This is a genomic window from Klebsiella sp. M5al (assembly GCF_002090195.1).
Taxonomy (GTDB): domain Bacteria; phylum Pseudomonadota; class Gammaproteobacteria; order Enterobacterales; family Enterobacteriaceae; genus Klebsiella; species Klebsiella grimontii.
Genome location: NZ_CP020657.1, coordinates 93,066 through 105,594 on the forward strand (window position 1 = coordinate 93,066; position 12,529 = coordinate 105,594).

Annotated in this window: 11 protein-coding genes and 1 pseudogene; 3 read left to right on the forward strand and 9 right to left on the reverse strand. The window is 56.2% G+C overall.

Going from position 1 to position 12,529, the window contains the following annotated elements:
• Positions 1–148 precede the first annotated feature (148 nt).
• The 3 genes from fdoI to fdnG are packed head-to-tail and all read right to left on the reverse strand — an operon-like array spanning position 149 to position 4,746.
• The gene (gene fdoI, locus BWI76_RS00455) at positions 149–784 is read right to left on the reverse strand and encodes a formate dehydrogenase cytochrome b556 subunit (RefSeq protein ID WP_004132860.1); all 636 of its coding nucleotides are present in this window, start codon (positions 782–784) and stop codon (positions 149–151) included.
• Positions 781–1,683: a formate dehydrogenase subunit beta gene (gene fdxH / locus BWI76_RS00460; RefSeq protein WP_004122548.1), complete on the reverse strand. Its 903-nt coding sequence runs from the start codon at positions 1,681–1,683 to the stop codon at positions 781–783. Before fdxH ends, fdoI begins: the two co-directional genes overlap by 4 nt.
• 12 nt (positions 1,684–1,695) lie before the next feature.
• The gene (fdnG, locus tag BWI76_RS00465; RefSeq protein WP_098140182.1) at positions 1,696–4,746 is read right to left on the reverse strand and encodes a formate dehydrogenase-N subunit alpha; all 3,051 of its coding nucleotides are present in this window, start codon (positions 4,744–4,746) and stop codon (positions 1,696–1,698) included.
• A 156-nt stretch (positions 4,747–4,902) separates the two neighbouring features.
• On the opposite strand from fdnG, the gene fdhD reads away from it, so the two are divergent.
• The 3 genes from fdhD (at position 4,903) to BWI76_RS00485 (ending at position 7,736) form a co-directional block, all read left to right on the forward strand.
• A complete protein-coding gene (gene fdhD, locus BWI76_RS00475; protein ID WP_004132858.1) occupies positions 4,903–5,739 on the forward strand; it encodes a formate dehydrogenase accessory sulfurtransferase FdhD in 837 nt (278 codons plus the stop codon).
• Positions 5,740–5,867: 128 nt separating this feature from the next.
• Positions 5,868–6,080 (forward strand): YdgH/BhsA/McbA-like domain containing protein, encoded by a 213-nt coding sequence (locus BWI76_RS00480; protein ID WP_004127125.1) that lies wholly within the window; start codon positions 5,868–5,870, stop codon positions 6,078–6,080.
• 144 nt (positions 6,081–6,224) lie between these two features.
• The gene (locus BWI76_RS00485) at positions 6,225–7,736 is read left to right on the forward strand and encodes a glycoside hydrolase 43 family protein (protein WP_004132857.1); all 1,512 of its coding nucleotides are present in this window, start codon (positions 6,225–6,227) and stop codon (positions 7,734–7,736) included.
• Positions 7,737–7,784: 48 nt separating this feature from the next.
• On the opposite strand, the gene BWI76_RS00490 is transcribed toward BWI76_RS00485, so the two are convergent.
• The 6 genes and pseudogenes from BWI76_RS00490 to BWI76_RS00515 all read right to left on the reverse strand — a co-directional run bounded on the left by BWI76_RS00490 (position 7,785) and on the right by BWI76_RS00515 (position 12,524).
• A complete protein-coding gene (locus BWI76_RS00490) occupies positions 7,785–8,483 on the reverse strand; it encodes an oligogalacturonate-specific porin KdgM family protein (RefSeq protein WP_004132856.1) in 699 nt (232 codons plus the stop codon).
• A 222-nt stretch (positions 8,484–8,705) separates the two neighbouring features.
• A pseudogene (locus tag BWI76_RS00495) lies at positions 8,706–9,560 on the reverse strand (PTS system mannose/fructose/sorbose family transporter subunit IID).
• On the reverse strand, positions 9,541–10,344 hold the full coding sequence (locus tag BWI76_RS00500) for a PTS mannose/fructose/sorbose/N-acetylgalactosamine transporter subunit IIC (protein ID WP_004132855.1): 804 nt from the start codon (positions 10,342–10,344) through the stop codon (positions 9,541–9,543). The pseudogene BWI76_RS00495 and the gene BWI76_RS00500 overlap by 20 nt, the downstream one beginning before the upstream one ends.
• An 11-nt stretch (positions 10,345–10,355) precedes the next feature.
• Positions 10,356–10,853, reverse strand: a complete 498-nt coding sequence (locus BWI76_RS00505; RefSeq protein WP_004132852.1) for a PTS system mannose/fructose/N-acetylgalactosamine-transporter subunit IIB — start codon at positions 10,851–10,853, stop codon at positions 10,356–10,358.
• A 13-nt stretch (positions 10,854–10,866) separates the two neighbouring features.
• Positions 10,867–12,045: a glycoside hydrolase family 88 protein gene (locus BWI76_RS00510; protein ID WP_004132851.1), complete on the reverse strand. Its 1,179-nt coding sequence runs from the start codon at positions 12,043–12,045 to the stop codon at positions 10,867–10,869.
• Entirely contained in the window at positions 12,042–12,524 is a 483-nt protein-coding gene (locus BWI76_RS00515) for a PTS sugar transporter subunit IIA (protein WP_024360599.1), read from the reverse strand. Before BWI76_RS00515 ends, BWI76_RS00510 begins: the two co-directional genes overlap by 4 nt.
• Positions 12,525–12,529 lie beyond the last annotated feature (5 nt).

The window sequence follows — 12,529 nt, forward strand, 5'->3', positions numbered from 1 at the left end:
TATCCTGCGCCAAGGCTTGAGCGAACCGGGAAACGTGCCGCTCCCGCCTGCGGCGCACTATGGTTAATGTTGTCAAAACAGCGCGTTATCCGCAAAAAAATGGCGTCGATATACGACGCCATTTCAGAGACGAACAAAGCGCTCGGGCCTACGACTGGCGCTTATCCTGCTTTTCGCGGACTTCACGGTACCAGCGCGGATGATGCTTCTTCGCCCAGGTCTTCGTCACCCAGCCTTCCACCATCGCGGTAATGGTGCCTTTCACCCACAGCGCGGCGTAAATATGCACCATGATCACCACGATCAGCGCGACCGCCGAGAAGGAGTGCAGCATCAGCGCGACGCGGATAACCGGGATGGAGAACGCCGGCGCAAAGTACGGACGCCAGATAATCACCCCGCTCACCAGCAGCAGCACCAGGAAGATAATCGCCGCCCAGAACACGCACTTCTGGCCGAAGTTATAGCGCCCGGTGTCGCCCACTTCCTCGTTGACCACAATCTTGCGAATGTTCTTCGCCCAGAAAATATCGTCCCGGTTGATCAGGTTATGGTGCCAGTAGCGGAAGAACATAATGATGAACGAGGCAAACATAATCACGCCCACGAACGGGTGCAGAATACGCGCCAGCTGCGGGGTGCCCATGATGTGCATCAGCCAGTTGAAGGACGGGAAGAAAAAGCCCAGCCCGCTCACCGCCGCCAGCACGAAGCAGAAGGCGGTGACCCAGTGGTTGATGCGTTCCGGCGCGGTGTAGCGCACGATGGTGTCACGTCTTTTCATTTGCGCACCTCGTCTTTCTCTTCATCCAGATTGTCCTCTTCCTCTTCCGCGCGGTTCGGACCGACGCCGACGTAGTGGAAGATGCTGGCGGCGAAAGTGGCCGCAAAGCCGACCGCCGCGAGAGGCTTCCAGATCCCTTTCCAGAACTTAACCGTGGCGCTGATTTCCGGGTTCTCCGGCAGGCCGTGGTACAGGTTCGGCTTGTCGGCGTGGTGCAGCACGTACATCACGTGCGTGCCGCCAACGCCTGCCGGATCGTACAGCCCCGCGTTGTCGTAACCGCGGGTTTTCAGCTCGGCGACGCGCTCGCCCGCCAGCGTTTTCATCTCCTCTTTGGAGCCGAAGTGGATAGCGCCGGTCGGGCAGGTTTTCACGCACGCCGGCTCCTGGCCAACGTTAACGCGGTCGACGCACAGCGTACATTTGTAGACGCGGTTATCTTCCGGGTTCAGGCGCGGCACGTTGAACGGGCAGCCGGCGATGCAGTAGCCGCAGCCGATGCACTGCTCGGACTGGAAGTCGACGATGCCGTTGGCGTACTGAATGATCGCCCCTTCCGCCGGGCAGGCCTTCAGGCAGCCCGGGTCGGCGCAGTGCATACAGCCATCCTTGCGGATGAGCCACTCCAGTTTGTCGTTCTGCTCCACTTCCGAGAAGCGCATCACGGTCCAGGATTTGGCGGTCAGGTCGGCGGGGTTATCGTAGACCCCGACGTTGTGACCGACTTCATCCCGGATGTCGTTCCACTCGGAACAGGCCACCTGACAGGCTTTACAGCCGATACAGGTGGTGACGTCGATAAGCTTCGCCACCTCTTCCTGGTGGTCCCGCGCGCGGGGCGCGGGGGTGAAGCCGTTAGTCGCGGAACGACGGATAATGTCTTGCGATTGATAAGCCATAATTCGTCTCCGTTACGCCTTTTCCACGTTCACGAGGAAAGCCTTGAACTCCGGCGTCTGCGTGTTCGCATCACCGACAAACGGCGTCAGGGTATTGGCGATAAACCCTTTCTTCGCCACGCCTTCGTAGCCCCAGTGAATCGGAATACCGATAGTATCGATATCCTTACCGTCCGCTTTCAGCGTGCGAATACGCTTGGTTACCACCGCCTTGGCTTTGATATAACCGCGGTTAGAGGAGACCTTCACGGTATCGCCATGGGCGATGCCGAGCTTGTTGGCCAGCTTCTCGCCGATCTCCACGAACTGTTCCGGCTGCGCGATGGCGTTAAGCAGCGCGTGCTTGGTCCAGTAGTGGAAGTGCTCGGTCAGACGGTAAGTGGTGCCGACGTAAGGGAATTTATCCGCTTTGCCCATCTGCTCAAGGTCGCCTTTAAAGACGCGCGCGGCCGGGTTCGAGACCACGTTCGGGTGCAGCGGGTTAGTGCCCAGCGGCGTTTCAAACGGCTCGTAGTGTTCCGGGAACGGCCCTTCCGCCATCTTATCGATAGCGAACAGACGCCCCATTCCTTCCGGCTGCATGATAAACGGCCCGACATCGCTGTCCGGCGCCGCGGCGCTGTAGTCCGCAATATCCACGCCGCCCCACTTCGCGCCATCCCATTTCAGGAGCTGGCGCTTCGGATCCCACGGTTTACCCGCCGGGTCCGCGGAGGCGCGGTTATACAGAATGCGGCGGTTGAGCGGCCACGCCCATGCCCAGCCCAGCGTATTGCCCAGGCCCGACGGGTCGGCGTTATCGCGACGCGCCATCTGGTTGCCGTCCGGCGTCCAGCTACCGGCGAAGATCCAACAGCCGCTGGAGGTGGTGCCGTCATCGCGCAGCTGCGCAAACGAGCTGAGCTGCTGGCCTTTCTTGACGATCACCGCCCCGGTTGCCGGGTCGGTAATATCTGCCAGCGCCTTACCGTTGCTTTCCATCGCGACTTCTTCTGATGCCGGTTCATGCGGCGTGGCGTAGTTCCACGTCATGTTCAGCACCGGTTCCGGCGCCGGTCCGCCCTGTTCGGCGTACATCTTGCGCAGGCGTAAGAAGATGCCGGCGAGGATCTCACCGTCGGTGGTCGCAATCCCCGGGGCGTCCGCGCCTTTCCAGTGCCATTGCAGCCAGCGGCCGGAGTTGACGATAGAACCGTTCTCTTCGGCGAAGCAGGTGGACGGCAGGCGGAACACTTCGGTCTGGATTTTCGTCGGATCGACGTCGTTCGACTCCCCGTGGTTTTGCCAGAAGGTGGAGGTTTCGGTGTTGAGCGGGTCGATGGTCACCAGGAACTTCAGCTTCGACAGCGACGCGACAACCTTGTTTTTGTTCGGGAACGACGCTACCGGGTTGAAGCCCTGGCAGATATAGCCGTTCACTTTACCCTGGTTCATCATCTCGAAGTATTGCAGGACGTCGTAGCCCTTATCCCACTTCGGCAGCCAGTCAAAGCCCCAGCTGTTTTCCGCCGTCGCTTTATCGCCAAAGAAGGCCTTCATCATCGAGACGAAGAATTTCGGGTAGTTACCCCAGTAGTTCACCTGGCCCTTCAACAGCGGTTTCGGCGTGTTGGCGGCGAGGTAGGTTTGCAGGTCAGTCTGTTTCTCGCTCGGCAGCGTCATATAGCCTGGCAAGCTCTGCGACAGCAGTCCCAGGTCGGTGAGACCCTGAATATTGGAGTGGCCGCGCAGGGCGTTTACGCCGCCGCCCGCCATGCCCATATTGCCGAGCAGCAGCTGGATCATCGCCATGGTGCGGATGTTCTGCGCGCCGATGGAGTGCTGCGTCCAGCCCAGCGCGTACAGGAACGACGCGGTTTTATCGTGCGCGCTGGTTTCCGCGATGTATTCGCAGACTTTGAGGAAGTCGGCTTTTGGCGTCCCGCAGATGTTTTCGACAACTTCCGGCGTATAGCGGGAAACGTGCTGCTTCAGCAGGTTCCAGACGCAGCGCGGATGCTGCAGCGTGGTATCGCGTTTGGCAAAGCCGTTTTCATCCAGCTCATAGTTCCAGGACGTTTTATCGTACTTGCGGGCTTCGGCGTCGTAGCCGCTGAACAGACCGTCTTCAAAGCTGTAATCTTCACGCACAATCAGGCTGGCGTTGGTATAGGCTTCAGTATATTCACGGTTGATTTTTTCGTTGTTCAGCAGGTACAGGATGACGCCTGACAGGAAGGTAATGTCAGTACCGGAACGAATTGGGGTATAGAAATCAGCCACCGCCGCGGTACGCGTAAAGCGCGGATCGATCACAATCAGCTTCGCGCCGTTGTGAATCTTGGCTTCCATCGCCCAGCGGAACCCAACAGGGTGTGCTTCAGCGGCGTTGCCGCCCATCACCACCACGAGATTGGCGTTCTTGATGTCGACCCAGTGGTTGGTCATCGCACCGCGACCAAATGTTGGAGCAAGACTTGCTACCGTTGGTCCGTGTCAGACGCGCGCCTGGTTGTCGACCGCGAGCATACCGAGCGCGCGGGTAAATTTCTGGGTTAAATAACCGGTTTCGTTACTGGAGGCGGAGGCGCACAGCATACCGGTGGTCAGCCAGCGGTTGACGGTAGTGCCTTCGCTATTCTGCGCGACAAAGTTGGCGTCGCGGTCTTCTTTCATCAGCTTAGCGATACGGTCGAACGCTTCATCCCAGCTGATTTGCTGCCATTTATCAGAGCCTGGCGCGCGGTATTCCGGGAATTTCAGACGGCTTTCGGAGTGGATAAAGTCCACCAGACCGGCCCCTTTAGGGCAGAGCGCACCACGGTTGACCGGGTGGTCCGGGTCACCTTCGATATGGAAGATAGACGCTTTGGCGTTTTTCGCGCCGTCGCCGAGGCTGTACATCAACAGCCCACAGCCGACGGAACAGTAAGTGCAGGTGTTACGGGTTTCGCGGGTGCGCAGCAGCTTATACTGCCGTGTTTCCGCGAGCGCTAAACCGGGCGCAAAGCCCAGCGCCGCTGCCGTGGTTCCTGCCATACCGCCAGCGCAGATCTTAAAGAACTGCCTTCTGCTGACCTGCATGGTTCGCTCCTTGTTTCGACATTGTCACATATAGTTATTTGCTTTGCGGTAAGGGCCGCAAAGGTTCAGAATTAGGGGTAATTTCCCTCGTTCCCGAAGGGATATAAACAGAATACCACATTGTGTGTATGCCTGTTCCAATACGGTTAAGACAAAGTGAACAAGAAGCCTCTTGAACAAATCGAAAATGTGACAGATATCACAGGTTATCGCCAGGTATCGCTCTGGAAGCGCCAAAATTTGCAACATCCTCAGCCAGACGAGTTAGCTGAAGAGGTACCCGTTGCGCTGGTCTATAACGGCATCTCGCACGTGGTGATGATGGCGACGCCGAAAGACCTGGCGCAGTTCGCCGTGGGCTTTTCCTTATCCGAAGGGATTATCGAAAACCGGGGCGAGATTTATGGTATGGACGTCCTTCAGGCCTGTAACGGCCTTGAAGTGCAAATCGAACTCTCCAGCCGCCGCTTTATGGGGCTGAAAGAGCGCCGTCGCGCGCTGGCCGGGCGCACCGGCTGCGGCGTATGCGGCGTTGAGCAGCTCAACGATATCGGCAAGCCCGTGCAGCCGCTGCCTTTTACCCAGACGTTCGATCTGGCGAATCTCGATCGCGCGCTGGCGCACCTGCATGATTTTCAGCCGATAGGCCGCCTTACTGGTTGTACTCACGCCGCGGCCTGGGTGCGCCCTTCCGGGGATCTCGCGGGCGGTCACGAAGATGTTGGTCGCCACGTGGCGCTGGACAAACTCCTGGGACACCGAGCGGAGTCAGAAGGCGCCTGGCAGAACGGCGCGGCACTCGTCTCCAGCCGAGCCAGCTATGAGATGGTGCAAAAGGCGGCCATGTGCGGGGTGGAAATCCTTTTTGCGGTCTCTGCCGCTACCACGCTGGCGGTTGACGTCGCCGAGCGCTGCAACCTGACGCTGGTGGGATTCTGCAAGCCGGGCAGGGCGACCGTTTACACGCATCCGCAGCGGTTAATCGCGGGTTAAATTTAAGTCAATTTTTTTGAATGATGACAACAAATCCTTCCGCTTTTTGTTTGGCGGTGTGCGAGCTACTATTTATCACATCAAGGCACGGCGCCTTATTCAAACAACTAACGTAAAGGGTTTATATCATGAAAAGCATCAAAACTTTTGTCGCAGTTATCGCTCTGGCCGCTTCTTTTGGTTCCTTCGCTGCGGAAACCGTGACCGCAACCGCCGCAACGATGGACGGTGCAGAAGCGAAAATCGCCGCTCAGGCCCAGGCCGCAGGCGCATCGTCTTACAAAATTACCGAAGCGTTTACCGGTAACCGCGTGCACATGACTGCGGAACTGAATAAATAAGCGTAAAGCTACTGTCGAAAGAGCGCCCAAGGGGCGCTTTTTTTGTGTCTACAGAAATATTTATTTCATTGTTAATTAAGTATTTTTATTCGATGGTCCGCTTATTGCAACGCGATGAACAGTCGACAATAAAAGGTCCCCGCTATGCCGCTGTTCTATCAAAACCCCGTGATTCATGCCGATTATGCCGATCCCGATGTCATTCGCACAGGCGATGATTTCTGGATGGTGGCTTCCAGTTTCCATCAATTGCCCGGCTTACCGCTTCTCCACTCACGCGATCTCATCCATTGGCAAATCGTTAACCATATTGTTAAACGCCTGCCTTCGCCGGAATATGACAGCGTTCAGCCGGGAAAGGGGATTTGGGCGCCCTCCATTCGTTTTCATGATGGCCAGTTTTGGGTTTTCTACAGTTTTCCCGACGAGGGTATTTTTGTTTCCCACGCCCGGGATCCGTTAGGCGAGTGGAGCGAACCCTATTGTCTGAACGCCTCCCCCGGCTGGATAGACCCTTGTCCGTTCTGGGACGATGATGGGCGAGCCTGGCTGATTCACGCCTTTGCTTTTAGCCGCAGCGGGGTGAAAAATAAGCTCCAGCTTTTTGAAATGGCGCCGGATGCATCCCGGCTGTTGGATAACGGCCGGATCGTTGTTGACGGAACGCCCTCGCATCCCACTCTGGAAGGCCCCAAGCTGTATAAGCGTAACGGCGAATACTGGATATTCGCCCCGGCCGGCGGCGTCAAGCGAGGCTGGCAAACGGTCATGCGCGCCCCGACGCTATCTGGTCCATGGCAAAGTCGCGATGTCCTGCACCAGGGGAATTCGCCGATAAATGGTCCTCATCAGGGGGCGTGGGTTGAACTGGAGAATGGTGAAAACTGGTTTTTCCACTTTCAGGACAAAGGCGTGTATGGCCGGATAGTGCATCTTCAGCCGCTTTGCTGGGGCGCTGACGGCTGGCCGCAAATTGGCCAGAGGCTTAATGACACCGGTAAAGGCCAGCCCGTCAGCCTGCATCGTTTACCCGCATTGCCCGTTGCGCCGTGCTGTTTACAGACCAGCGACGATTTCCGGCACGGCCAGCCCGGTGTTCAATGGCAATGGCAGGCAAACCCCCAGCGCCACTGGCTCACGCCTCATCAGCAAGGGCTACGCTTGCGCTGCGCGCTAACCTCAGGCGATATCAGCCTGTATCGCTTACCTCAACTGCTGCTGCAAAAGTTTCCCGCTGAACGTTTTGACGTGCAGACCGCGGTTGATCCGATGTTTTCTCAGGATGGCGATGAAGCGGGGATCGCGATTTACGGTCAGCGCTTTGCCGCACTGTGCGTAACGTACCGCGCGGCGAATTTGCAGCTCGCGCTATGCCACGGATGGATAGACGATCGCGGTGAAACGCATCAACAATCCATCGGACTTGAGGAGGTCACCGGTTGCAAGGAGATTGAGCTAGGGTTTCAGGTGGACTATGACGGGGTGGTCCATTTTCGTTATCGGCTTGCGCAGCGTGAATGGCGGCAGGTGACGCCGCAGTTTTCCGCCGGGGCGGGAAAATGGATCGGCGCGCGTATGGGTATTTATGCCCGTGGCGAGCGTGAAAACGTCAAAGGCAGCGCCATATTCTCACCGTTTATCGTGCGTTTGCAGTAAGCCCTGCGGGCGACACCAGAAGGGCAGCGAAGCTGCCCTTTACGGCGTTTAATTGAAGTAATAGCGAATGCCGAGGCGGAATCGCACCTGATCGTCGTGATTCTGATCCTGATCGAGCCAGGCGACTTCCGCATAGGGGAGCCAGTGTTTATCGACGCGGTAGCGCGCCACAATACTTGGCTCCCAGTGAGTTTTCTGCCCGTTAGAGGCATTGAAGTCGTTTGTGTTGACAAAGAACTCCGGGTTGAGCTGGAGCCACAGTTTCTCGGTCGCCTGGTAATTAAGGTACAGGTCAAACTGATGGCTGTCGTTATAATCCATATAGCCGTTGTAATCGCGATCTTTATGGGTCATATGGTTATAGCGATAGCGGCTGCTAAAACTTAAGGTTTTACTGATTTTATAATCGAGACTGATATAAGGAGCCAGCTTTGTTCCTTTATTATCAATATCGGTTAATCCGCCCGGCGTCAGCGTCCATTTTTCATTAAGCGGGATCGGATACCAGCCTTCAAACTCCTGGAACGAGCTTTTCATTTGATTAAAATCTTGTCCGAGGTCATACATTGCTGAGGCCAGCACCCCTGCGCCATTATCAAATATATGGCCAAGGCCAATTTTATACTGATTTTTCTCCGAAGCCGTAGTATGCGCGTAGCGATTATCAACCCAGGTTGCCGCGGCAAACGTATTTAGTGTAAAGCAGGACAGCGGTATGCCGATTAAAAGCGTGCGTAATATTTTCATTTTTATTCCTGTAGGATTTATAGAATACCGTCATTTCGATAAAGTAATAAAAGACACTTATTAAATAGCAATTGCTGTGCCAGAATATAAAAACCTTAAAATACATGGAGTTGTTTTTATGTGTTGAGTATTAATTCGACACTGGTTGGTTTTTTTATTTGCGTCGATATACATCACGAGTAAGAGGACGGCTCCCTTTTATTAAAGGGAGCCAGGGAAGCGTTAAATTATGCCAATACCCGCAGCGGCAAAGCCAAAGACAATCAGCATAATTAATACCTTATTCGGGCTAACCTTTTTATTCAGTAGCTTCAGGCAGCCCAGGACTAAAAGCAGAGGAATTAAGCCAACGCAAATTTTGTCGAGGATCTCCTGCAGCACAAAGGGCTGTCCGGCGATGGTGGTTTTAAAGGTAGTGGTGAATTTCACCATGCTGGCGCTCATCGCCCCCACCATCATTAACCCCATAATCGACGAGGCTTTCGTTATACAGCTCAGCAGTCCCGACTGCGTCGCTTCGGCGATATATTTCGAGCCTAAGCGCTAGCCCATCACGCCGCCGTAATAGCGCAGCAGATAGCTGGGAATATTGTAAATCAGCAGGAACAGCAGCGGCCCAAGCGGATTGCCCTGCGACGCCAGGCCAATAGCGATCCCGGTGGCGATAATACGCAGCACGCCGTAGAAAAATGAATCGCCTACCCCGGCAAATGGCCCCATTAAGGCCACTTTGATGCCGTTAATACTCGAGGTATCAAAGTTCGGGTTGGCGGCGTTCTCCTTTTCCATCGACAGCGTCAGGCCCATAATAAAGGGCGCCAGATGCTGGTTGGTATTGAAGAACTGGCTGTTTCGCTTAAGCGATTCAAGATAACGGTGCGGGTCGTTGGCGTAGATTTTCTTCAGCATCGGCGCCAGCGCCCAGCCGTAGCTTAATCCCTCCATGCGGGTGAAGTTCATCGACCCCAGCAGCGGAAACTGGCGGATAAAAAGCTGACGGAAAAGCTTTTTCTCGCTTTTATCATCGGCGTAAGCGCTAACGCCAGGTGTCTGGATATCAGTCATTGAAGAACCCATCCTTATCGTCGACTGAAGCGGGCGCAGCCGCCGTTGCCGTTTGTTTATTCGCTTTAAGTTGATTGAATTCGTTAAAGCACAGATAGACCGCTACCGAGGCCGCGATAATCGCGATCCCCATAATCGGCAGCTGCAAATAAGCCGCCATCGCAAAACCGATAAAAAAGAAGGCGGCGATATTACGGTTCCACAGCGCCTTCAGCAGAATGGCGAACCCGAGAGCCGGGAGAATGCCGCCAACCGCCGTCATGCCGCGCATGACCGTACCCGGAATGCTCTCGACCAGGCTGCGGATGACCTCGGTGCCGAAGAGCACGCCAAAAAAGGCGATCAGGGCGAAGGGGATGCCGTAAAAGAAGGTCATACCGAGCGTCAGACCCAGCGCCGCACGGTCACGCCCTTGTTCCAGTAGCGCATCGTATTTTTCAACCAGAGCGGTATAGACCAGCTTCAGCACCTGATAAACAAACACCGCCAGCAGGCTGATCGGCAGCGCCAGCGCAACGGCCACCGGCGGTTCGGCGTGGGTCAGGATCGTAAAAGCGGTTGCCAGCACCGAACCCACCGCCAGATCGGCAGGAACCGAGCCGCCGATGGTGATGGTGCCAAGGAAAATCAGCTCCAGCGTGGCGCCGATGATAATCCCCTGCTGCAAATCTCCCAGCACCAGACCCACCAGCGCGCCGCAGATGAGCGGACGTTCGATCAGCGGTTGGCCCAGCGTATGGTCGGCGGTTTTCACCAGAAACATAATGACAGCAACAAGAATTGCGGAAGTTAACATAGCGACCTCGTTTAGCTGGCGGCGTTGCCCAGCATCTCAATCAGGTTTTTTACCGGATGAGAAGGCAGGACCTGGTATTCAACGGCAACGCCGCTGTCGGCGATGGCGTGGAAATCCGTCACATCTTCCGGCGTCACGTAGACGGTATCGCTAATGCGCTTTTTCGCCGCCAGATTGTCGGTGATGCGCCCGAAGTTAGCGACGTTTAACGTTTTTATTCCCGGCACCTGCTCGACAAGCCGACGGGCGTCGGCGGCGTTGTTAACGATCACCATAATTTTCATGGCTTCCGAACGCGGGTCGTTAAGCACATCGCCTGCATCCTTTACCGCCATGATGGCGCACTTTGCGGTATCGGGAGCCGCCATGCGCAGCGACATTTTCTGCACTTCGTTATTCACGATCTGGTCATTGGCGACCAGGATGCGGTTCACGCCCAGATGCTTGGTCCATACCACGGCAACCTGTCCGTGGATTAAACGATCGTCAATACGTACTAAAGAAATCATGGTGTAGCTCCAGTTAGCAAAAGTAGGGTGTCCAGACGCGGGAAAGGCGAACCAGGGCTTCGAAATAGAAGTAATCGCCCCAGAGGTTAGGTTCGTTAATGCCCATATTGCGGCCAAAGTTATAAACGCCTTCGCGCAGCAGGCCGTCCTGCGCGTGGGCAAAGTAGCGCTCGCGTAAATTGCGCATCATCAGTTCAATAGCGTTGCCGTAGGCCGGACGCAGCGGGTCGGTAAGGGGTAATAGCTTCAGCAGTTCCGCCAGTCCGCAGGCCGCGATCGCCGCCGCAGAGGTATCCCGGTACTGGTTATCTTCGGCAGTAAAAATCAGATCCCAATAGCAGACAAAGTCTTCCGGCAGGCGGTTAAGAAAATAGTGCGTCAGGCGGCGAGAGAGCTCGGGCTGCCAGGCATCGCCGGTGTGGGTATATCCCAGCGCAAAACCGTAAATTCCCCAGGCCTGACCGCGCGACCAGCAGGAGCTATCGCTGAACCCCTGGTGCGTATCCCCGCGTAGCGGCTTGCCGTTATGAACATCCATATAGAACGTATGAAAAGTAGAGGCGTCCTCACGCACCAGATAGCGTGCGGCCTGCGCCAGATGACGGCTGGCGGCCTCGCGCCACCGTGGGTTACCGGTTTCGTTGGCGGCCCAAAACAGCAGCGGAACATTGAGGTTGCAGTCGATGATCATTCGCCCCTGACGCGCCGGGTCGTTTAAATCTCCCCACGCCTGAATCACGCCCGCCGTGGCGTTGAAGCGGCGATAAAGCAGTTCGGCCGCGCGCAGGGCGAGTTCGCGGGCGCGCAGGTTGCCGGTGAGTTTCCAGGCGTTAACGCAGGAGAGCAGATAGAGGAAGCCGAGGTCGTGAGTATCAACCTTGATTTCCTTATCGAGCCGCTCTTCAAAACTATCGAGCAGGCTTTCCGCTACCGCCCGATATTTTTCGTCGCCGGTGACCTCCCAGGCAAGCCACAGCATGCCGGTCCAGAATCCCTCGGTCCAGTCGACTCTTTCAACGCTTTCATAGCGGCCATGGCTGGCGCTGGCGGCAGGAAAGGTTGCCGTAAAGCGCGGCAGCATGGCGTCAAGCCGGATCAGGACGTCGCCGATGGCCCCGTCAAGCCAGGCACGATCCAGCCCCGGCTGCGGTAAGAAGTAGCGGCTATCAAGCGCTTCAAGTGCGATAGTCACAGGCTGTCCTCCCCGGCAAAGAAATCATCAATATTGTCCTGCGTTTTATGCTGTGTCGCCTGGCGCGCCGCCATGATTTCCGGCAGCAGATTCATGTACTGCATTGCTCCGCTGGCGGCGGCAAATGCGTCCTGGAGCCGCTGGGCGGTATCGGTGTGTTCCGACATGCAAAACTCCATCAACATAATCAGATTGGCGCCGCTGATAACGTGCGCGTGAGGGTATTTGACCATCATCTGTACGGCGGTATTGTTGACGCTGCCGCCGGGCATATCGGTAAACAGCACCAGCTCATTGCCGCGACCGGCTGCCAGCCGGGCGATAGCGTCAAAGCGGGTGGCCAGTTCAGCCGTCGAACCAATTTCGCCGCAGTAGGCGCAGACGGGCGTGACGCCATGATCGTCGCCAATCAGCAGATTTAATGCTGAGACAATCCCTTCGGCATAGCGGCCATGAGTTGCGATGTACATCTCTCGCATTTGCG